Source organism: Actinoplanes sp. NPDC049118, assembly GCF_040648555.1.
GTDB lineage: Bacteria > Actinomycetota > Actinomycetes > Mycobacteriales > Micromonosporaceae > Actinoplanes.
In genome coordinates this window covers 83,256-104,372 of record NZ_JBEZDY010000022.1, presented here as the reverse complement: position 1 = coordinate 104,372, position 21,117 = coordinate 83,256, and the positions used below count along the sequence as shown (strand labels likewise).

Below are 21,117 nucleotides of genomic sequence, written 5' to 3'. Positions count from 1 at the left end.
GCCTCAGGCGTGCTCGGCGATGAACCGGTCCATGCAGCGCTCCGCGTTGGCGGCGATGGTCAGCGACGGGTTGGCCAGGCAGGTCGAGCCCGGCAGCAGCGAACCGTCCACGCAGAACAGGTTGGCGTAGCCGGCGACCCTGCCGCCGAAGTCGGTCGCCCGGCCCATCACCATGCCGCCCAGCGGGTGGTAGGTGTTGGCCGAACCCAGGCCCATGCCGGTGCCGCGGTCATAGGTGGGCAGGCCGTTGAACAGGTGGCCGGACCTGCCCTCGGTCTGCCACCACAGCCGGGTCACCAGGTCGCGGCCCGCCTTGTCCGCCGAGGTGTCCATCGCGCCGTACGGCCAGTAAACCTTCCCGGCGTCGGTCGCCGGGTCGTAGCGGATCTCGCCCCGCTCGGGTGCCAGGCTGGTCACCAGGTGTGCCGTGGTGGGCCCCAGCCAGCGGGGGATAGGCGCGGCCTCCCAGGCCATGGCGGCCGGTGCGTACGGGTTGGCGTCGTCGTAGAACTTCACGTTGCCCGGGCCGCCCTGGGCGTACCCGACGGCCTTGCGCAGGTTGAGGCGGGCGACCAGGAAGTCGCCGTTGTTCGCCCAGCCCTTGCCCACCTCGGTGCTCACCAGCCGGGGCAGCCTGCCGTGCGCCCGGGAGGTCAGCAGCAGCGACGTCGAGCCCAGCGAGCCCGCCGCCAGGAACAGGTAGTCGCAGCTGAGCACCTTGCCGGCCAGCACCGTCCCGTACTCGTCGATCTGCCGGCAGGCGACCTCGAACCGCTCCTGCCCGGACACCTCGCGGATCTCGGTCACCTCGTGCAGCGGCAGGGTCTGCACGTTGCCGGTCGCCTCGGCCCACTTCAGGTAGTTGTGGTCGACGCTGTTCTTCGCGCCGGAGTTGCTGCCGAACGGGCCCTCGCCGATCGTGTGGCAGGCCGTCACCCGCCCGGCCAGCTCGTTGCGGATCACGTCCCAGTTCACGCCGAACGGCACCGCAACGGGCGTCTTGCCGAACTCGGCGATGTACTGCAGCCAGGCCCGCGCGCCGGCGTACCCGGGTGCGCTCTGCACGTCGCCCGGTATGGTCGCCGCGCCGAGGTTCTGCCGGGCGCGCGGCCAGTAGACGTTGTTCATCTCGTCGTACGGGATGTCGGTCGGGTAGACCTTCTCCCAGTCGGCGCGGCGCGGCTGCGGCATGAACATCCCGATGACCAGCGAGCCCCCGCCCACCCCGACGCCGGACAGGACCGTGATGCCGTCGCCGGCGTGCTTGGCGATCAGGCCGGCCCGGCGCTCGATCGTCTTGCTCACGTCGAGTCCCAGCGGCGGATGGTTGCTGAACCAGGCGCAGCGCCAGTCCGGATTGCCGATCGTGCAGAACGTGGTGCCCGAGCCGTCCAGCACCCACCGCCGGCCCCGTTCCAGCACCGTGGTGACCACGCCGGCCTGTGCGAGGCGGTACGCGGCGACCGCGCCGCCGAAGCCGCTGCCCACCACCACGGCGGTCTTGCCGGCCAGGGCGGGCACCGCGCCGTACGCCGCCAGCGCGCCTTCGGCGCCCAGGACGCCCTGCGCCACCGCCGCTCCCGCGCCCAGCGCGCTGATCCGCAGCACCTGCCGCCGGCTGATCGTGCTGTCTGCCATGGCCTTCCTCATTTCGCCCGGTGGTCCGGCTCGGACCCGACCACCCACATGGAGAAGAACTGGGATCCCCCGCCGTACGCGTGGCCGACGGCCGTCCCGGCGCCGGGCACCTGGTGCTCGCCGGCGCGGCCCATCACCTGCATGGCCGACTCGGCGAAGCGGAGCAGTCCGGAGGCGCCGATCGGGTTGGAGCAGAGCACGCCGCCGGACGGGTTGACCGGCAGCCGCCCGCCGATGCGGGTCTCGCCGGACTCGGTGAGCTTCCAGCCGTGCCCGGGCTCGGCGAACCCGAGGTTCTCCAGCCACATCGGCTCGAACCAGGAGAACGGCACGTACAACTCGGCGACGTCGATCTCGTCGAGGGGGTCGGTGATGCCTGCCGCCCGCCACAGCGCCGCGGCGGCCTCCGCGCCGGCGCGCGGGTTGACGTGGTCCTTGCCGGCGAACGAGGTCGGCTCGGTGCGCATCGCCGTCGCGCGGATCCAGGCCACCGGGCGGTCGCTCGCCTCGGCCGCGGCCTGGTCCGCGATGACGACGGCGCAGGCGCCGTCGGACGACGGGCAGGTCTCGTCGTAGCGGACGGGGTCCCACAGCATCGGCGACTCGCGCACCGACTCCACGGTGATGCCGCTCTGGCGCAGGTGTGCGTACGGGTTGAGCGCCCCGTTGCGCCGGTCCTTGACCGCGACCAGCGCGCCGACGTGTGCGGGCACGTCGAAGCGGCGGATGTAGGCGCGGATGTGCGGCGCGAAGTATCCGCCGGCCCCGGCGCCGAGCTGCGCGGTGAACGGCGGCTGGATCGACAGCGCCCACATGGCGTTCGACTCGGACTGCTTCTCGAAGGCGACCGCCAGCACCCGCCGGTGCACGCCGGCGCGGACCAGGCTGGTCGCCACGATCGCGGTCGCGCCGCCCACCGAGCCGGCCGTGTGCACGCGCAGCAGCGGGCGGCCGGCGGCGCCGATCGACTGGGCGAGGAACAGCTCGGGCATCATCACGCCCTCGAACAGGTCGGGCGCCTTGCCCAGCACGACCGCGTCGATCTGCGACCAGTCGGTGGCCGCGTCGGCCAGCGCCCGGTCGATCGCCTCCCGGCACAACCCGGCCATCGACACGTCCGTGCGCCGCGTCCGGTGGTGTGTCTGCCCGGTACCCAGCACGGCTGCCCGTTTCACCGCTACGCCTCCATCACGCAAACCAGGTTCTGCTGCAGCGCCGGCCCGCTGGTGGCGTGTCCGGCCACCCGCCGCGCCCGGCCGGACATGACCCGCTCGGCCGCCGCCCCGATCCGGGACAGGCCCGCGGAGAACATCGGATTGCCGCACAGCACGCCGCCGGACGGGTTGATCCGGACCCCGCCGGGCAGCTCGAGGGCCGCGCGCAGCAGCAACTCCTGGTGGGTGAAGGGCGCGTGCAGCTCGACCGCGTCGAGGTCGCCGGCGAGGCCGGCCGCGGCGGCCGCGGCGGCCGCCGACGCGACCGCGGTCAGGTCGCGCTCGCCCAGGCCCGGCGGGTCGACCCGGTGTGCGATCCCGGTGATCCAGGCCGGCCGCTCGCGGTGCCGGCGGGCGCGGTCACCGGCGGCCAGGACGACCGCTGCGGCGCCGTCGGAGACCGGCGCGCAGTCGTGTACGCGCAGCGGGTCGGCGAGGTACGGCGCGGTCAGCAACTCGTCGGCGGTGGTCTCGCCGGAGAGCTGCGCGTACGGGTTGCCGGCCGCGTCGCGCCGGCTGCGCGCCGCCACCTCGGCCATGTCCCGCTCGCTGAACATGCCGGCCTCGACGCCGAGGCGGGCCTGCAGGGCGGCGACGCTCACCGAGTCGGGCCAGAGCGGCGCCGCAACGTACGGGTCGAGCTGAAGCGCCAGCACCCGGCGCAGCTCGCCGGCCGAGGACTTGCCGAAGCCGTACACCAGGGCGGTCTCCGCCTCGCCGGCCAGGATCTTGACGTATGCCTCGTAGAGCGCCCACGCCGCGTCCATCTCCACGTGCGACTCGCAGATGGGCGGGTACGCGCCGATCGCGTCGACCGCGTTGACGAACGAGAAGGCCCGCCCGGCCAGGTAGTCCGACGAGCCGGAGCACCAGAAGTCGACCTCCCGGCGGCTCAGGCCGGCGTCGGAGAGCGCCTGGGCGAAGACCGGCACCAGCGTCTCCACCCCGCTGGTGGTGCCCGCCTCGGGCCGTGACCGGGACTGCGCGAATCCGATGATCGCCACGTCGGTCATAGCTGGTCCGCATAGGACTCGTACGGCGCGTCCGGCTCGCCGGTCGGCCGGAAGTGCGCGATGTTGTCGGGCGTGGTGGACCACTGCTCGCGCGGGCGCCAGACCGCGGCCACCCGCATGCCCATCCGGACCTCGTCGGCGGGGCAACCGAGGATCAGGCTCTGCAGCGCGATGTCGGCCCCGTCCAGCAGGACCTGGCCGACGACGTAGGGCGGGTCCAGCCGCTGTCCGGCGAACGGCACGTTGACCACGCAGAACGTGGTGATCGTCCCCCGGTCGGCGAGCACCACCACCTCGTCGGTCGGCGGAACACCGTCGGCCGGGCACACCCGCGGCGGGACGTAGACCTTGCGGCAGACCGGGCAGCGCTGCCCGAGCAGCCGGCCCTCGGCCAGCGCCCGCAGGTAGCGGCTCTCCTCGGTCGAGGCGGTGTGCCGGTAGTTCAGCCGGATCGGGGTGGTCATCATGGTGACCTCACCGTCCGCCGTGGCCGGCGGGCCGGCCGCCGGTGCGGCGGACGCATCGCCGGACGGTTCGAAGCACTCGATGTCCCGGATGTGGCCGACCCGGTCGGCGGCCCACCGGACCCGCACCCGCAGCCCGGTGCGCATCCGCTCGGGGCCGCCGGCGTCCACCGCGTGCAGCAGGGTGGTGTCCGCCCCGTCGAGCCGGATCAGCGCCCACCCGAACGGGCGGCTCAGCGGCTGCCCGTCCAGCGGCCGGTACGACCAGGTCCAGCTGACGACCGTGCCGACCGGCCGGACCTCGACAAGCGTGGTCACCGGCGCGTGGGTCAGCGGGTCGTACTCCAGCGGTGGGACGTGGATCCGGCCGTCCGAGGACCGGCTGCCCAGGACGCGGCCGTCGCGCAGGCCGGACATGAACCGGCCCAGGACCGGACCCAGGGAGCGGGTGTAGTCGAAGCCGACGACCAGCGGGGCGCTCAGTGGGGTCGTGGCGGGCTCGGTGTGCACGCCTACAAGTGAAACACGTTACATATATTACGGACAAGGGGCGGGATAGATGCGGGCTGCTGCGCCTTCTCGGTCGATGGAACGCGTTATAGAATGATGCGATGACCGACATCGGACTGTGGACCATCGCGCGGGCGACACCGGACCGCGCCGCCGTCGTGGACGCGGACGGCCGGACGGTCACCTACGGCGAGCTGGCCGCCGAGGCCGACCGGATCGGGCGCGGACTCTCGGCGCTCGGCCTGCGCCGCGGAGACACCGTGGCGCTGATGCTGCCGAACGGCGCCGACATGATCACGGTCTACTTCGCGGCCCTGCAGACCGGGCTGTACGTCGTGCCCCTGAACTGGCACCTGGTGGCCCACGAGATCGGCTACATCCTGCGCGACTGCGGCGCGCGGGCGTTCGTCGCGCACGAGCGGTTCGCGGAAACGGCGGCCGCCGCGGCGCGGGAGGCCAAGGTGCCGGCCGACGGCCGCCTCGCCGTCGGGGACGTGCCCGGGTTCCGCCCGCTCGCCGGGCTCGGTGCCGGCGGGTCCGGGCGGCCGGAGCCGCGCACATGCGGCGCCCTGATGGTCTACACCTCGGGCACCTCGGGCCGCCCCAAGGGCGTGCGCCGCCCGCTGACCGGCGCCGACCCGGACGAGGTCCCGCCGGTCACGACGTGGTTCTTCGGCCTGTTCGGGCTCAAGCCTTTCGACGAGCACGTGCATCTGTGCTGCTCGCCGCTCTACCACACCGCGGTGATGAACTTCGCCGGCATCTCGATCCAGCTCGGGCACGCCGTCGTCGTGATGCGGCAGTGGGACGCGCAGGAGATGCTCCGGCTCGTGGAGCGCCACCGGGTCACGCACAGCCACATGGTGCCGACCCAGTTCGGGCGGCTGCTCGCCCTGCCCGAGGAGGTGCGCACGGCCTACGACCTGTCCTCGATGCGGGTGATGATCCACGGCGCCGCGCCCTGCCCGCCGCACGTGAAGCGCCGGATGCTGGACTGGTGGGGGCCGGTGGTGGTGGAGTACTACGCGGCCTCCGAGGGCGGCGGCACCCTGATCACCGCCGAGGAGTGGCTGCGCCGGCCGAGCTCGGTGGGCCGCGCGTGGCCCGGGTCGCGGGTGCGCGTGCTCGACGCCGCCGGCGACGAGGCGCCGGCGGGCCGGCCGGGCCAGGTCTACCTGCAGATGGGCGACGCGACCTTCGAGTATCACGGTGACGCGGAGAAGACCCGGAGATCCTGGCGCGGCCGCATGTTCACGGTCGGCGACATCGGATTCCTCGACGACGACGGCTATCTCCACCTGTGCGACCGGAAGAGCGACGTGATCATCACCGGCGGGGTCAACGTCTATCCGGCCGAGGTCGAGGGCGAGCTCGCCGCCCATCCGGCCGTCGCCGACGTCGCGGTCTTCGGCATACCGCACGACGAGTGGGGCGAGCAGATCAAGGCCGTGGTGCAGCCGGAGGCGGGCGTCGGCACCGGGCCGGAGCTCACCGCGGAGCTGCTGGAGTTCCTGGCCGGCCGGGTGGCGAGGTTCAAGCTGCCGCGCAGCGTCGACTACGTCGACGAGCTCCCGCGTGACCCGAACGGCAAGCTCTACAAGCGACTGCTGCGCGATCCCTACTGGGCGGGGCGCGAGCGGGCGATCTGAGCTCATCGGCCCTCGAACGTCGGCTTCCGTTTCTGCACGAAGGCCCGGGGACCCTCCTTGGCGTCCGCGCTCGCGAACACGGCCATGCCGATGCGGGACTCCACGGCGAACGCGTCGTTCTCGGCCATCCCCTCGGTCTCGCGCATGGTGCGCAGGATGGCCTGCACGGCGAGGGGGCCGTTCGCGGCGATCACGCCGGCGAGCTCCAGGGCCTTGCCGAGGGCCTGCCCGTCCGGCACCACGTGACCGATCAGCCCGATCCGCTGCGCCTCGGCGGCGGTCAGGTGGCGGCCGGTCAGCAGCAGCTCGGCGGCGAGCGTGTAGGGGAGCTGGCGCGGCAGCCGGACGGCGGACCCGCCCAGCGGGAAGAGCCCCCAGCAGGCCTCGGAGACGCCGAACCGCGCGCTCTCACCGGCCACCCGCACGTCGGTGGCCTGGAGGATCTCGGTGCCGCCGGCAACGGCCGGCCCCTCGACGGCGGCCACCAGCGGCTTGGTCAGCCGGCGCCCCTTGAGCAGCGGCTCGATCCGGGACAGGTCGGCACCCGCGAACCGGTCGCCGGGGTGTGCCCGGGTCATCGCCTTGAGGTCGGCGCCGGCGCAGAAGGCGCCGCCGGCCCCGGTCAGGACGGCCACCCGGATCTCCGGGTCGCCGTCCACCCGGTCCCACGCGTCGCGCAGGATGCCGAGCATCTCGGTGGAGAGTGCGTTGCGCACCCGCGGCCGGTTCATCGTCACGACCAGGATCGGCCCGCGCCGCTCCACGAGGGCGTGCGGTGCCTCCACTTCGGTCTCCACGAAGTCTCCTCTCCACAAGGGCTTGCGACTAACAATAACAGGTTCTACTTTCTGAGGATGGCGGCCAATATTGCGGACCTGTTCGAACACGCGGTCGACGCCTTCCCCGACCGTGTCGCGGTGGCCTGCGGGGAGCGCGCGGTCCGCTTCGCCGAGCTGGACGAGACGGCCAACCGGCTGGCCCATTTCCTGCGGAGTCGCGGAGTGGGCAAGGGCGACCACGTCGGCCTCTACGCGGGCAACTCGATCGAGGCGATGGTGGCCATGATCGCCGTGTACAAGCTGCGTGCGGTGGTCGTCAACGTCAACTACCGCTATGTCGAGAACGAGTTACAGTATCTCTTCGCCGACGCCGGGATCACCGCGCTGGTGCACGACCGCCGCTACGCGCCCCGGGTCGCCGCCGTGCTACCGGCCGCACCGGGCCTGCACACCGCGGTGGCGCTGCCGGACGACTCGGGCGCCGAGCTCGGCGGCTTCGGCGGCGTGCCGCTGGCGGACGCGCTCGCCGCCGGAGAACCCGGCCGCGACTTCGGGGACCGCTCGGGCGACGACGTCTACCTGCTGTACACCGGCGGCACCACCGGCTTCCCGAAGGGCGTCATCTGGCGCCACGAGGACGTGTGGCGGGTGCTCGGCGGCGGCATCGACTTCATGACCGGCATCCCGCTCGCCGACGAGTGGGAACAGACCAGGCGCGGCGCCGAGACGGGCGGCATGGTGCGGCTCTGCCTGGCTCCGCTGATACACGGCAACGCGCAGTGGGCGGCGCTCGCCGCCCTGTTCGCCGGCGACACCGTGGTGGTGCTGCCGCACTTCGACGCCGACGAGGTGTGGCGGACGATCGACCGGCGCGCGGTGAACGTCGTGGTGCTCGTCGGCGACGCGATGGCCCGCCCGATCATCGAGGCGTATCTGGCCGGCGGGTACGACGGCTCGTCGCTGGTGGCCGTCTCCAGCAGCGCGGCGCTGTTCTCGCCGGTGGTCAAGCGGCAGTACCTGGAGGCGCTGCCGAACGTGCTGATCACCGACTCGATCGGCTCCTCGGAGACCGGCTTCGCCGGCCTCGGCGTGGTGGCCGACACCCAGGGCGGCGCGATCGATTGCCCGCGGGTCATGCCCGGGCCCGGCACCATCGTGATCGACGAGAAGGACCGCCCGGCGCCGCCCGGCGTGATCGGCCGCCTGGCCCGGGCCGGGCATCTGCCGCTCGGCTACCACAACGACCCGGTGAAGACCGCCACGCTGCTGACCGAGGTGGACGGCGTGCGCTACGCCGTGCCGGGCGACTTCGCCCGGCTCGAACCCGACGGCACCATCACCCTGCTCGGCCGCGGCAACACCTGCGTCAACACCGGCGGCGAGAAGGTCTTTCCCGAGGAGGTCGAGGGCGCGCTCAAGGCGCACCCCGACGTCTTCGACGCGCTGGTCATCGGCGTGCCCGACGAGTTGCTCGGGCAGCGGGTGGCGGCGCTGGTCCAGCAACGGCCCGGCAGCCGGCTCGACCTCGCGGAGCTGGAGGAGCACCTGCGCCGGCGGATCGCCGGCTACAAGGTCCCCCGCCGGATCTGGGTGGTGGACGAGATCGCCCGCACCCTGAGCGGCAAGGCGGACTACCGCTGGGCGCACGGGTACGCCGAGGATCACCGGGCGGAGGTGGCCGGGCGTGCGGACCGATCTGTGTGAGCGGCTCGGCATCGAACACCCGGTGCTCGGCTTCAGCCCGTCCGAGCACGTGGTCGCGGCGATCAGCCGGGCCGGTGGCCTCGGCGTGCTGGGCTGCGTGCGCTTCAACGACGCGGACGAACTGGACGCCACGCTGTCCTGGCTGGACGAGCGGACCGCCGGCCGCCCGTACGGGGTGGACGTGGTGATGCCCAGCCAGGGCCCGGCCGAGGGCGCCCCCGCCGACCTGGACCGGCTGATCCCGCCGGGGCACCGGGACTTCGTCGAGCGGACGCTGCTGCACCTCGGCGTGCCACCGCTCTCCGGCGACGGGCCGGCCCGGGCCGGCGTGCTCGGCTGGCTGCACTCGGTGGCGCGCTCGCACGTCGAGGTGGCGCTTACCCACCCGGTCCGCCTCATCGCCAACGCGCTCGGCCCGCCGCCCGCCGACGTGATCGACCAGGCGCACGGCCACGGCCTCGCGGTGGCCGCCCTGGCCGGGCGCGCCGAGCACGCCCGCAGCCACGTGGCGAGCGGCGTCGACCTGGTCGTGGCGCAGGGGTACGAGGCCGGCGGGCACACCGGCGAGATCGCCAGCATGGTGCTCGTCCCGGAGGTCGTCGACGCGGTCGGCGATCGGGTGCCGGTGCTCGCGGCGGGCGGCATCGGCAGCGGCCGGCAGATCGCGGCGGCGCTGGCGCTCGGTGCGCGCGGGGTGTGGATGGGCTCGGTCTGGCTCGGCACCGCGGAGTACCGCAGCGCGCCCGCACTGCGCCAGGCGCTGCTGCGGGCCGGCTCCGCGGACACGGTCCGCAGCCGGATCTACTCCGGAAAGCCGGCGCGCCTGCTGCGCAACCGCTGGACCGACGCGTGGACCGGGCCGGACGCGCCCGGCCCGCTGCCGATGCCGCTGCAGAACCTGCTGGTTGCCGACGCGCACGCCCGGCTGATGGAGTCCGGAGATCCCACCGTCGTGCCGATGCCGGTCGGTCAGATCGTCGGCCGGATGAACCAGGTCCGCCCGGTCGCCGACGTGATGGCCGACCTCGTTGCGGAGGCGGACGAGACCCTGGCCCGCCTGGCCAAGCTCGTCTAACACCGCAACGGCAGTGAGGTGAGGGTGTAGCCGTGACTGTTGTGGCGGCTGAGGCGGGCTTGATGTCGGCGTCCGCGGCGCCGGCGTGACCCGTCCAGTTATGTGAGACACAGCGGCGCAGGCCTCAACACCGAGCCTCGCGCGGCCGATGGACAGGGCATGACTCACAGCCAAGCCATCGCTGCGGGACGACGCAGTCCGCTGGAGGATCGGTCCGTCTCCGGTAGGTTGCTGCCCCGACTGTTCCTGCCCGCCGGTCTGGCCGGGCTGGTCATCGCGCTGTCCAATGTCGAGGGCCACCGGGGGCTCCTGCTGATCCGGGCGCTGGCGGCCTTGGCGGTCGCGGCGGCCACCTGGCGGGTGAACTGGGACCGGGTACCGCCCCTGGCGTTGCGGACCATGGCCTACCTCGGCGTGGCGATGATCGGTATCGGAGCCGTCACCGTCCCCGAGACCTACTACGTGGGCCTGCTGTCCTCGGCCATCGGCCTGGTCTGGGCCGGGTTCGCCCTCGAGCGGCGTGATCTGGTGGCGCTGTCCGTTCTCATGGCCGTGCTGACCATGGCGGCGCAGTGGCAGTTGGCCCCACCGTCGGTCGCGGTCTGGCGTGCGTTGGCGATCTCGCTGATGCTGACCGGGATGGGCACCGCGACGCACTGGCTGCGCGGACTGCTCGACGACAAGTCCGCCCAGGTCGCCCGGGCTCAGGCTGAGGTCAGTGAGCTGCAGGTGCGTACGCTGACCGAGCAGCAGCAGGCCGAGGCGCACCGGGCCGAGCTGGCCGCCGCGCAGGTGGCCGAGCAGACCCGCCTGCAGCAGCAGGTCGCCGAGCAGGCGGCCGTGCTGGCCCAGTCCGCCGCCGAGGTCAGCCAGAACACGACCGTCGCGGCCACCGCGACCGAGCAGATGTCCTCCGCGCTCCAGGACCTCTCGCGCACGGCACAGTCCACCGAGCAGGTCACGGTCGCGGTGGTGCGGCAGGCGGACGACGCCGCCACGGTGATCAAGGCGCTGGCCGTGTCGAGCGAGCAGATCATGGCCGCCAGCGACATCATCCAGTCGATCGCCGAGCAGACGAACCTGCTGGCGCTGAACGCCACCATCGAGTCGGCCCGCGCCGGCGAGAGCGGCAAGGGCTTCGCGGTCGTCGCCAACGAGGTCAAGGAACTGGCCCGCCAGTCCGGCGCGAACGCCGACTCCATCAACCGGACCCTGACCGAGGTGCGGGCCCAGGTCGACGCCGCGGTCACCCAGGTGACGGAGATCGCCGGGAGCATGAACTCCCTGTCGGCGCACCACAGCACGCTAGCCGCCGCGATCGAGGAGCAGACCGCCGCCGTCGCGGAGGTGACCCGAACGGTCACCCAGACCGCCGGCGAGACGCAGACGATGGCCAGCGGTATCCGGACCCTGGAGCAGATCTCCCGAACCGGCGGGCGGTAGCGAGACCCTACCGTTCCAGGACCACGACGGCGCGGCCGGTGAGACCGCCGGCCGCGAGTCGGGTGTATGCCTCGTCGACGCCGTCGAAGCCGAACTCCTCGACCTCGTTGCGGATCAGCCCGGCCGCGGCCAGCGCGATCACCTCCTGGGCGTCCGCGATCGTGGAGCCCTGGAAGGTGTACACCTCGCCGTCCTTCGGCAGGGTGCCGAACCAGGGCGCCGTGAGCCGCCCGCCGGCCGAGCCGACCAGCCCGTACGCCCCGGCGGGCCGGACCGACGCGAGGCCGGCGGCGATTGTCGCGTCGGTGCCGACGAAGTCCAGCACCGCGTCCGCGCCCAGTCCGCCGGTGAGCGCCCGGAGCCGGTCGGCGGTGTTCTCGTCCACACCGGACAGCGCGTGGTGCGCGCCGACGGACTCCGCATACGCGCGGCGGTCCTGGCTGGGGTCGACGGCGACCACCCGGGCCGCGGTCAGCAGCCGCAGGAACTGCACCGCGAACGCGCCGAGCCCGCCCGCGCCGAGCACCACGGCGGTGCCGCCGGGCACGATCCGCGGCAGCGAGCGCCGCACCGCGTGGTATGCCGTCGCGCCCGCGTCGGTCAGCGGGCCGGCGTGCCGCGGATCGAGCCCGCCCAGCGGCAGCAGGCCCCGCCGCCCGGCCAGCACGTAGTCGGCGAGGCCGCCGTCGAGCCCGTACCCGCGCCCGGCGGACCCCCGCGGGCAGCTGTTGTCCAGGCCGCGGACGCAGAACCGGCAGGTGCCGCAGGAGCCGGTGGCGACCAGCGCCACCGGGTCGCCCTCGGCGAGGCCGTCGACGCCGGCGCCGAGCGCGGCGATCCGGCCCGCCGTCTCGTGGCCCAGGGTGAACGGCATCGCCCAGCCGAGCCTCTCGCCGATCGCCCGCGGCATCCGCCGCATGGTCAGATCGGAGCGGCACAGCCCGCAGCCGGCGACGCGCACCAGCACCTGCCCGGGCCCGGGGCGGGGCACCGGGACCGCCGTCGCACCCGGCGCGTCGCCCCAACCGCTCATCCGGTACGCCCGCATCGTCTCGGCCATGAGGTCAAGAGTGGAACAGGTTCTCGTTGATAGTCAACCGACGGGACAGTGGACGTTGACGCTGTATTAGAACCCGTTCTAGCATGAGTCGTGCTCACCCAGTCGTTCGCGGACGCGATCACCGAAGCCGAGAAGGTCATCACCGGGGCCCCGCACATCCGCGGCGAGCAGGACCTGGTCGAGGGCTACGACTACCTCGCCGGCAGCATCCGGGCGTCGGTGCAGATGGCCTGGGCGTACGAGCGTGACTTCCCGTACTTCGTCCGCTCGACCGGCCCGTACACCAAGATGGGCCTCGACAACCCGGACACCCTCTACTTCCACGCCTGGCTGCGCGACGACGCCGAATATGTGGTCACCGGCCGCCGCGGCACCACCGCCGACCTGAGCTTCCAGCTGCTCGACGGCGAGTACTCGCCGGTCAACGTGCCCGGCAGCCTGGCGGCCTTCGACGACCGTGAGATCGACATCGACGACGACGGCTCGTTCGAGGTCAGGTTCTCCCCGGGCGCGACAGGCCGCAACGCCTTCGCGCTCGGGCCGGGCTCGGCGATGCTTGTCGTCCGCGAGGTCTTCAACGACTGGGCCGCCGAGGAGCCCGGGATGCTGCGCATCCAGCGGGCCGACCGGATCGGCGCGGCACCCGCGCCGCCGGACCGGGCCACCATGGCCAAGCGGTACGGGGTGGCCGGCAAGATCCTGGTCAGCCGGCTGCGCACCTTCCTCGCCTTCGCCGAGCGGTTCTACCTCGGGCTGCCGGTGAACACCCTCACCCCGCCCCGCCCGACGCCCGGCGGCCTGGCCACGCAGTACTCGTCGGTCGGCCACTACGACCTCGACGACGACCAGGCCATGGTGGTCACCGTGCCCGCCGCGGGCGTGCCGTACCAGGGCATCCAGCTGGGCAGCATGTGGTACGTGTCGCTCGACTACATCCACCACCAGACCAGCCTCACCGCCGCACAGGCGCGGACCGACCCGGACGGCATGATCCGGTACGTGATCAGTGAGCGCGATCCGGGCGTGCCGAACTGGCTGGAGCGCACCGGCCACCGCCGCGGCTACGTGCAGCTGCGCTGGCAGCGGCTGTCCCGTCCGCTCGACGCGCGCGACGGGCCGCGGGTGGACGTCGTCGCCGTCGACGAACTGCCCAAGTGGCTGCCCTTCCACGAGCCGTCCGGCCCGAGTGCGTACCGGGACCGGATCGCCGCGCGGCAGGCCGCGGTCGCGGCCCGGATGCTGGGGTGAGACATGCTGCTGGCGGACAAGGTCGTGCTGGTCTCCGGGGTCGGGCCCGGGCTGGGCCAGGCCGTCGCCGTGCGGGCCGCGTCGGCCGGCGCCGACGTCGTGCTCGCCGCCCGCACCGGGTCCTATCTGGCCGAGGTGGCCGGGAAGGTGACCGCCGCGGGCCGGCGCGCCCTGGCCGTGCCGACCGACATCACCGACGACGCGGCCGTGCAACGGCTGGTCGGCGCGGCGCTGGACACCTTCGGCCGGGTTGACGCGTTGGTGAACAACGCGTTCGCCATGCCGCCCATGCGCAGCCTCGGCAAGGTCGACCTGGACGACCTGCGGAGCAGCTTCGACATCAACGTCCTCGCCGCGCTGCGGCTGACCCGGCTGCTGACGCCGGCGCTGGTTGCCTCCGGCGGCGCGGTCGTGATGGTCAATTCGGCGGTGCTGCGCCATTCGCGGCGCCCGTTCGGGCCGTACAAGCTGGCCAAAGCGGGCCTGCTTGCGCTGGCGCAGAATCTGGCGAGCGAACTCGGCCCCAAGGGCGTACGGGTCAACTCGGTGGCGCCGGGCTGGATCTGGGCGGACACCCTGCGCGCCTGGTTCGACTACCAGGCCGCCGAGCGGGGCGTGCCGGCACAGCAGATCTACGACGAGACCGCGGCCACCACCGACCTGCGCCGGCTGCCCGAGCCGGACGAGATCGCCGACGCCGTCCTGTTCCTCGCCTCCGATCTGGCCCGCGGCATCACCGGCCAGTGCCTCGACGTCAACTGCGGGGAGTTCCACCACTAGGGCGTGTCCTCCCGGACCGCGCCGCGAGGCGGAAGCTGGGCCCGGCGCAGGCCGGCAAGATCGGCAGGTCACGCCCTAGAGGAGGCAGGCATGCAGAGTCCGCGCACGGACGTCGGCACGGTGGAGGACCTGCACGCCTCGGCCGCCCGGCTCACCGGCCTGGACGACTTCGGCGCCGACGACTACCTCGACGGGATGCGGGTGCTGCTGTCCGCGTACGCGAAGGAGAGCGCGCTGACCCCGGCCGGCAGCAAGGTGACCCGCGGGCTGCTGCGCGCGGGTCTGGTCTCCCGGCTGCTCAGCGAGGCGTCCTGGCGGCAGTACCCGGAGCATGCGGCGGTCGCCGTGCCGCGGCCGGTGTTCGTGACCGGCCTGCCCCGCACGGGCACCACCGCGCTGCACCGGCTGCTCGCCGCCGACCCGGCGCACCAGGGCCTCGAGCTGTGGCTCACCGAGGCGCCGCAGCCCCGGCCGCCCCGCGAGGACTGGCCGGGCCATCCGGTCTTCGCCGCGCTGCAGGACGGCTACCGGCGGCACCACGAGACCGATCGCGGGTTCATGGGCGTGCACTACCTCGGCGCCGAACAGGTGGAGGAGTGCTGGCGCCTGCTGCGCCAGTCGATGATGTCGGTGTCCTTCGAGTGCCTGGCCTACCTGCCGACCTACTCGCGCTGGCTGTCCGGGCGCGACTGGACCGATGCGTACCGGCGGCACCGGCGCAACCTGCAGCTGATCGGCCTGCCGGACGCCGGGCGCCGGTGGGTGTTGAAGAACCCGAGCCACCTGTTCGCGCTGAACGCGTTGCTGACGGCCTACCCCGACGCGGTGGTGATACAGACGCACCGGGCGCCGCGCACCGCGATCGCCTCGGTGTGCAGCCTCAACGCGCAGGCCGCGCGGGGCTGGTCGGAGCTGTTCCGGGGCGAGGTCGTCGGCCGCACCCAGCTCGAGCTCTGGGCCCGCGGGGTGCGGCGGTTCATGACCGACCGGGCCGGGCACGACCCGGCGCGCTTCATCGACGTCCACTACGACGACTTCGTCGCCGATCCGATCGCGACGGTCGAGGCGATCTACGACCGGCTCGGCTCCCCGCTCACCGCGCCGGCCCGGTCGGCGATGACGGCGCTGCACGCGCGGAGCGTCGCCGGCGCGCGCCGCCCGGCGCACTCCTACGAGCTCGCCGACTTCGGGCTCACCGGTGCCGCCGTCGACGCGGCGTTCGACTCCTACCTGGCCGCGCACCGCCGGGCGGTCAGGTCATCCGGGCGATGACGTCGTCGGCGAACCGCCGGATGCCGTCCTGCTTGGTCGCCAGGTCGGCGTCGAACCCGGCGCCGTACGACAGCCAGGGCACCACGATCGCGTCGGTCACCCCGGCATCGGCCTGCTCCCGGTAGCCGTCCAGGCCGAACCGGTCGACGCACACCGCCTGGATCTCGAACGGCACATCCTCTCTGCCGTACTCCCGGCGCAGCACGGCCAGGCGCTCGATGACGGCCCGCAGCCGGTCGAAGCGCATCATCGCCGAGGTCCAGCCGTCGCCGGTGCGGGCTGCCCGGCGCAGCGCCGGCTCGGCGTGTCCGCCGACGTAGACCGGAACCGGCTCGGTGGGCGCCGGGCTCATCTGCACGCGGCCGAACTCGAAGTGCTTGCCGTGGTATTCGACCATCCCGCCGCCGAGGATCAGCCGGAGCACCTCGACCGCCTCGTCGGCGCGTGCGCCCCGGTCGGCGAACGGCGCGCCGCACCACAGCGACTCGTCGGGTGTCCAGCCGAGCCCGACACCGAGCCCGAACCGGTTGCCGGTCAGGTTGGCGACGCTGCCGACCTGGCGGGCCAGCAGCACCGGGTTGCGCGGGCCGAGCTTGAGCACCTGGGTGTAGAACCGGATCCGGCTGGTGACCGCGCCCATCGCGGCGGCGGCGATCAGCGGGTCCACCCACGGGGTGTCGGCGTTCCAGAACCGGCGGCCGTCGTGGGTGTACGGGTACGCGGCGGCGGCCTGTTCGGCGAAGAAGATGGAGTCGGGCAGCGCGATGGACGAGAAGCCGCACTCCTCGGCCGTACGCGCCAGCTCGGTCAGTTGGTCCAGCGGGTTGAGCACGACGCCAAGGGAGAACTTCATCAGAAAACTGTAACGTGTTCTACCTAGGATCGGAAGGTGTCGCCGAGCGTCAGCAGCTGCGCGGTGGCGCCACCGAGGAGGAACTCGTGGTACTTCGCGGCGAGGAAGTACCGGTGCAGCGGGTACTCCAGGTCGAGGCCGACGCCGCCGTGTACGTGCACCGTGGTGTGCAGCACCCGGTGGCCCGCCTCGGCGGCCCAGAAGCCCGCGGTGGCCACCTCGGCCGCGGCTGGCAGGTCCTCGGCCAGCCGCCAGGCCGCCTGCCACAGCGCGAGCCGCAGGCCCTCGACGTCGAGGTACGCGTCGGCGAGCCGCTGGGTGACGGCCTGGAACGCGCCGATCGGGCGGCCGAACTGTATCCGTGTGCGTGCATAGCCGGCGGTCATCTCCAGCGCCCGCTCCACCACGCCGAGCTGGGCCGCCGCGGTGCCGACCGTGGCGCACGCGGTCAGCCACGGCGCGACCGCCGGGTCGCCGATCAGGCGGTCGCCGGGCACGACGGCCTCGGCGAGCCGCAGCAGGCCCGCGCCGGGGCCGCCGGCGACCTGCTGCGGCTCGACGGTCACGCCGGGATCGTCCGGGCGCACGAGGAAGACGCCGGCCTCGGCCGGCACCAGGATCAGCCCGGCGCCGACGGCTCCCGGCACGGCCGTGACCGCGCCGACCAGCCGCCAGCCGCCGCCCGCGACCGGCTCCGCGCGGACCGTGCCGGGCGCCGCGGTGAGCACCACGTCGCCCCGGCCCGCCGGCACGGCCCAGCCGGCCACCTGCTCGTCGGTGCCGAACCGGGCCAGCGCGGCGGCCGCCACGACGATCGACGGCAGGTACGGCACGCCGGCCGCGTGCCGGCCCAGCTCGACCAGGACCGCGCACTGTTCCAGCAGGCCGTACCCCTCGCCGCCGGCCCGCTTGGGCAGCGCGGCGGCGAGCACGCCGGCGGCGGCCAGCGCCGGCCACAGCGGACGGCCGGAGTCGGCCAGGTCCCGGGTCATGGTGGCCAGGTCGCGTGCCTCGCCGCTCGACGAGAAGTCCATCTCAGCCTCCTAGCGCCGGACCGGTAGGCCGAGTGCGCCGGCCGCGATGATGTCCCGCTGCACCTCGTTCGTGCCGCCGCCGAAGGTCAGGATCAGCGACGCGCGGTGCATGCGCTCGATCCGGCCGTGCAGCAGCGCGCCCGGGGAACCGGAGCGGACCGTTGCGGCGGTGCCGAACACCTCCATCAGCAGGCGGTACGCCTCGACCGCCAGTTCCGTGCCGTACACCTTGCTCAGCGAGGCCCGCGCCGGCGCCGGCCCGCCGCCCTCCGCGGTCGCCACCTGCCAGTTGAGCAGCTTCAGCACCTCGGTCTTGGCGTGCACCCGGGCCAGGTGCAGGCGGACCCACTCCTGGTCGATGACCCGCCGGCCGTCGGGCAGGCGGGTGACCGCGGCCCACTCGAGCACCTCGTCCAGCGACCGGCGGATCGGCGCGGCCGAGGTGAGCGCCACCCGCTCGGAGTTGAGCTGGTCGGTGATCAGGGCCCAGCCCTGGTTCTCCGCGCCGACCAGCGCGGACGAGGGCACCCGGACGTCGGCGTAGTAGGTCGCGCTGGTGGTCGGCCCGGCCACCGTGTGCACCGGCGTCCAGGAGAAGCCGGCGGCGTCGGTCGGCACGATCAGGATCGACAGGCCCTTGTGCCGCGGCGCGTCCGGGTCGGTCCGGCAGGCCAGCCAGACGTAGTCGGCGTACTGGATGAGGCTGGTCCACATCTTCTGGCCGGAGATGACGTAGTCGTCGCCGGACCGGACCGCCCTGGTGCGCAGGGCCGCGAGATCGGTGCCGGCGTCCGGCTCGGAGTAGCCGATCGAGAAGTGGAGCTCACCGGCGGCGATGCGCGGCAGGAGCTCGGCCCGCTGCCGCGGCGTGCCGTGGCGCATGATGGTCGGCCCGACGGTGTAGATGGTCAGGAACGGCACCGGTACCCCGGCGAGCGCGGCCTCGTCGGCGAAGATGAGCTGGTCCAGGCGGGACCGGCCGCCGCCGCCGTGCTCGGCCGGCCAGCCGAGCGCGAGCCAGCCGTCGCGGCCGAGCCGGCGGACCACGTCGCGGTACGCGGTGCCGTCCCCGTACTCCCCGGCGTCGTCGGTGAGCCCGGCGCGCAGCGCCGGGGTCATCAACTCGGCGAAGTACTCCCGCAGCTCGCGGCGCAGCCGTTCCTGTTCCGGCGGGTATCCGACGTGCATGGGGCGCTCCGATGCCATAGATTAGAACATGTTCTAGTAGTAGACCGTCGAGCGGAGGGCGTCAACCGTGGAGTCGGCGTTTCTGGTGGGTGCGGTACGCACCCCGGTCGGGCGGCGCGGCGGCGCCCTGTCCCGCGTGCACCCGGCGGACCTCGGCGGGCACGCCATCGCCGCGTTGCTCGATCGCACCGGTGTCGACCCGGCCGCGGTGGACGACGTCGTCCTCGGCTGCGTGGACACGGTCGGCCCGCAGTCCGGCGACATCGCCCGCACCAGCTGGCTGGCCGCGGGGCTGCCCGAGCACGTGCCCGGCGTGACCGTCGACCGGCAGTGCGGCTCCTCCCAGCAGGCGGTCCACTTCGCCGCCCAGGCGGTGATGAGCGGCACGGCCGACCTCGTGGTGGCCGGCGGCGTGCAGAGCATGAGCCGGGTGCCGATCGGCAGCGCGATGGCGCCGGCCGGACCCTACGACGGATCGTCCGGCTGGGCGGCCCGCTACGGCACCCAGGAGGTCTCCCAGTTCCGCAGCGCCGACGCCATCGCCGGCAAGTGGGGCCTGAGCCGCGCCGAACTGGAGGAGTACGCGCTGGCCAGCCACCGGCGGGCGGCGCGCGCGATCGACGAGGGCCGGTTCCGGGAGGAGATCGCCCCGTACGGCGACTGCGACACCGACGGGTGCCCGCGCCGGGACACATCGGCGCAGCGGATGGCCGCGCTCGAACCGCTGCGCCCCGGCGGCGTCACCACGGCGGCCACGTCCAGCCAGCTCGCCGACGCCGCCGCCGCGCTGCTCGTCGCCTCGGGCCGGGCGCTGCGCACGCACGGGCTGCGCCCCCGCGCCCGGATCCATCACCTGTCCGCGCGCGGCGACGACCCGGTGCTGATGCTTACCGCGCCGATCGCGGCGACCGGCCACGCGCTGCGCCGCACCGGGCTGCGGCCGGCCGACATCGACCGGTTCGAGGTCAACGAGGCGTTCGCCAGCGTGGTGCTCGCCTGGCTGCGGGAGACCGGGGCCGAGCCGGACCGGGTCAACGTCGACGGCGGCGCGATCGCGCTCGGCCACCCGCTCGGTGCCACCGGTGCCCGGCTGCTCACCTCGCTGCTGCACGGGCTCGAGCGCGACGGTGGCCGGTACGGCCTGCTGACCATGTGCGAGGGCGGGGGACAGGCCAACGTCACCGTCATCGAGCGGCTGTGAGCGCGGCCAGGCGGGCATCCGCGTCCTTCATGATCCGGTCGATGAGCTCGGCGCAGGACGGCAGGTCGTCGATCAGGCCGACCACCTGCCCGGCCGACATCACGCCCGACTCCGGTCGACCCTCCACCATGGAGGCCCGCAGCAACATCGGGGTGTTGGCCGCCATCAGGGTCTGCGCCCAGGTGAGCTCGCGGTCGTGCCGGGCGGCCCGGCCGGCACGGAGCAGCGCCGGCCAGGACAGGCCGGAGAGGCGGCGGAAGGCCGCCGCGTGGCGCAGCGCCCGCAGCGCGGCGCCGGCCCGGCCGGAGCGCTCGAGGCCGTCGACGAGAGCGGTACGCAGCACCCGGTGCGGAACCCCGTCGACGCGGGTGGTGACCACCGTGCCGGTGACCGTCGCGTCCAGATAGCGCCGCTTGACCTCGGCACCGACCGGGCTGTCGGAGGTGAGCAGGAACCGGGTGCCCATCGCCACGCCCGCGGCGCCGTACGCCAGGGCGGCGACCAGCCCCCGGCCGTCGAAGAAGCCGCCGGCGGCCACCACCGGAATGCCGACCGCGTCGACTACCTGCGGCAGCAGCAGCGTCGTCGGCACCCCTCCGGTGTGCCCGCCGCCCTCGGCGCCCTGCACCAGCACGGCGTCCACGCCCCATTCGGCCACCTTCTCGGCGTGCCGCCGGGCACCGACCGAGGGCATCGTGAGGACCCCGCCGTCGGCGCAGCGCCGGATCAGGTCGCGGCTGGGCGCCAGCGCGAACGAGGCCAGCCGTACCCGCTCCGCGACGAGCAGGTCGACGCGCTCGGCGGCGTCCGGGGCGTCGGCGCGCAGGTTCACCCCGAACGGCGCGGCGGTGCGCCGGCGTACCTCCGCGACGGCGTACCGCAGCTCGTCCAGGCTCATCGTGGCGGAGGCGATGATGCCGAACCCGCCCGCGCCCGAGGTCGCCGCGACCAGCCCGGCCCCGGCCACATACCCCATGCCGGTCTGCACGATC

General features: G+C 73.6%; 18 protein-coding genes. 8 read left to right on the top strand and 10 right to left on the bottom strand.

The genetic code is table 11. The annotated features are described in order from the left end of the window. Positions 1 to 3 precede the first annotated feature (3 nt). Genes AB0B58_RS30440 through AB0B58_RS30425 form a run of 4 tightly spaced genes read right to left on the bottom strand, consistent with a single transcriptional unit; the run spans position 4 to position 4,839 of the window. A complete protein-coding gene (locus AB0B58_RS30440; protein WP_360230505.1) occupies positions 4 to 1,638 on the bottom strand; it encodes a GMC oxidoreductase in 1,635 nt (544 codons plus the stop codon). A gap of 8 nt (positions 1,639 to 1,646) precedes the next feature. After that, positions 1,647 to 2,813, bottom strand: coding sequence for a thiolase domain-containing protein (locus tag AB0B58_RS30435; protein ID WP_360230503.1), 1,167 nt, complete (start codon positions 2,811 to 2,813; stop codon positions 1,647 to 1,649). A gap of 2 nt (positions 2,814 to 2,815) precedes the next feature. Further along, positions 2,816 to 3,865, bottom strand: a complete 1,050-nt coding sequence (locus AB0B58_RS30430) for a thiolase domain-containing protein (RefSeq protein ID WP_360230501.1) — start codon at positions 3,863 to 3,865, stop codon at positions 2,816 to 2,818. Next, positions 3,862 to 4,839, bottom strand: a complete 978-nt coding sequence (locus AB0B58_RS30425; RefSeq protein ID WP_360230499.1) for an OB-fold domain-containing protein — start codon at positions 4,837 to 4,839, stop codon at positions 3,862 to 3,864. The genes AB0B58_RS30430 and AB0B58_RS30425 overlap by 4 nt, the downstream gene beginning before the upstream one ends. 101 nt (positions 4,840 to 4,940) lie before the next feature. On the opposite strand from AB0B58_RS30425, the gene AB0B58_RS30420 reads away from it, so the two are divergent. Then, positions 4,941 to 6,488 (top strand): acyl-CoA synthetase, encoded by a 1,548-nt coding sequence (locus AB0B58_RS30420; RefSeq protein WP_360230496.1) that lies wholly within the window; start codon positions 4,941 to 4,943, stop codon positions 6,486 to 6,488. A gap of 2 nt (positions 6,489 to 6,490) precedes the next feature. Here AB0B58_RS30420 and AB0B58_RS30415 read toward each other — a convergent pair whose 3' ends face one another. Continuing rightward, on the bottom strand, positions 6,491 to 7,285 hold the full coding sequence (locus tag AB0B58_RS30415; RefSeq protein ID WP_360230494.1) for a crotonase/enoyl-CoA hydratase family protein: 795 nt from the start codon (positions 7,283 to 7,285) through the stop codon (positions 6,491 to 6,493). A 57-nt stretch (positions 7,286 to 7,342) separates the two neighbouring features. Here AB0B58_RS30415 and AB0B58_RS30410 point away from each other — a divergent pair, with 57 nt between their 5' ends. The 3 genes from AB0B58_RS30410 to AB0B58_RS30400 all read left to right on the top strand — a co-directional run bounded on the left by AB0B58_RS30410 (position 7,343) and on the right by AB0B58_RS30400 (position 11,489). After that, positions 7,343 to 8,971 carry an acyl-CoA synthetase gene (locus AB0B58_RS30410; RefSeq protein ID WP_360230492.1) on the top strand — a complete coding sequence of 543 codons (1,629 nt, stop codon included), beginning with the start codon at positions 7,343 to 7,345 and terminating at the stop codon, positions 8,969 to 8,971. Continuing rightward, the gene (locus AB0B58_RS30405) at positions 8,952 to 10,046 is read left to right on the top strand and encodes a nitronate monooxygenase family protein (protein WP_360230490.1); all 1,095 of its coding nucleotides are present in this window, start codon (positions 8,952 to 8,954) and stop codon (positions 10,044 to 10,046) included. The genes AB0B58_RS30410 and AB0B58_RS30405 overlap by 20 nt, the downstream gene beginning before the upstream one ends. Positions 10,047 to 10,205: 159 nt before the next feature. Beyond that, the gene (locus tag AB0B58_RS30400; RefSeq protein ID WP_360230488.1) at positions 10,206 to 11,489 is read left to right on the top strand and encodes a methyl-accepting chemotaxis protein; all 1,284 of its coding nucleotides are present in this window, start codon (positions 10,206 to 10,208) and stop codon (positions 11,487 to 11,489) included. Positions 11,490 to 11,496: 7 nt separating this feature from the next. On the opposite strand, the gene AB0B58_RS30395 is transcribed toward AB0B58_RS30400, so the two are convergent. Continuing rightward, the gene (locus AB0B58_RS30395) at positions 11,497 to 12,549 is read right to left on the bottom strand and encodes an NAD(P)-dependent alcohol dehydrogenase (protein WP_360230486.1); all 1,053 of its coding nucleotides are present in this window, start codon (positions 12,547 to 12,549) and stop codon (positions 11,497 to 11,499) included. A 90-nt stretch (positions 12,550 to 12,639) separates the two neighbouring features. On the opposite strand from AB0B58_RS30395, the gene AB0B58_RS30390 reads away from it, so the two are divergent. From AB0B58_RS30390 to AB0B58_RS30380, 3 genes are all read left to right on the top strand, one after another. Continuing rightward, positions 12,640 to 13,797 (top strand): hypothetical protein, encoded by a 1,158-nt coding sequence (locus AB0B58_RS30390; RefSeq protein WP_360230484.1) that lies wholly within the window; start codon positions 12,640 to 12,642, stop codon positions 13,795 to 13,797. A gap of 3 nt (positions 13,798 to 13,800) precedes the next feature. After that, entirely contained in the window at positions 13,801 to 14,577 is a 777-nt protein-coding gene (locus AB0B58_RS30385; protein WP_360230482.1) for an SDR family oxidoreductase, read from the top strand. A 90-nt stretch (positions 14,578 to 14,667) separates the two neighbouring features. Then, positions 14,668 to 15,849, top strand: coding sequence for a sulfotransferase (locus tag AB0B58_RS30380; protein WP_360230480.1), 1,182 nt, complete (start codon positions 14,668 to 14,670; stop codon positions 15,847 to 15,849). Here the strand turns inward: AB0B58_RS30380 and AB0B58_RS30375 are convergent. From AB0B58_RS30375 to AB0B58_RS30365, 3 genes are read right to left on the bottom strand one after another with little or no spacing between them, the layout of a single operon-like run. Then, positions 15,830 to 16,702, bottom strand: coding sequence for a TIGR03619 family F420-dependent LLM class oxidoreductase (locus tag AB0B58_RS30375; protein WP_360230478.1), 873 nt, complete (start codon positions 16,700 to 16,702; stop codon positions 15,830 to 15,832). The two genes, AB0B58_RS30380 and AB0B58_RS30375, sit on opposite strands and share 20 nt — an antisense overlap. Before the next feature lie 23 nt (positions 16,703 to 16,725). After that, positions 16,726 to 17,736, bottom strand: coding sequence for an acyl-CoA dehydrogenase family protein (locus AB0B58_RS30370; RefSeq protein ID WP_360230476.1), 1,011 nt, complete (start codon positions 17,734 to 17,736; stop codon positions 16,726 to 16,728). A 9-nt stretch (positions 17,737 to 17,745) separates the two neighbouring features. Continuing rightward, positions 17,746 to 18,924: an acyl-CoA dehydrogenase family protein gene (locus tag AB0B58_RS30365; RefSeq protein ID WP_360230474.1), complete on the bottom strand. Its 1,179-nt coding sequence runs from the start codon at positions 18,922 to 18,924 to the stop codon at positions 17,746 to 17,748. Between the two features lie 67 nt (positions 18,925 to 18,991). Here AB0B58_RS30365 and AB0B58_RS30360 point away from each other — a divergent pair, with 67 nt between their 5' ends. Then, positions 18,992 to 20,125: an acetyl-CoA C-acetyltransferase gene (locus AB0B58_RS30360; protein WP_360230472.1), complete on the top strand. Its 1,134-nt coding sequence runs from the start codon at positions 18,992 to 18,994 to the stop codon at positions 20,123 to 20,125. Here AB0B58_RS30360 and AB0B58_RS30355 read toward each other — a convergent pair. Then, complete coding sequence (locus AB0B58_RS30355; RefSeq protein ID WP_360230601.1) at positions 20,109 to 21,101, bottom strand: nitronate monooxygenase; 993 nt, start codon at positions 21,099 to 21,101, stop codon at positions 20,109 to 20,111. The two genes, AB0B58_RS30360 and AB0B58_RS30355, sit on opposite strands and share 17 nt — an antisense overlap. Positions 21,102 to 21,117 lie beyond the last annotated feature (16 nt).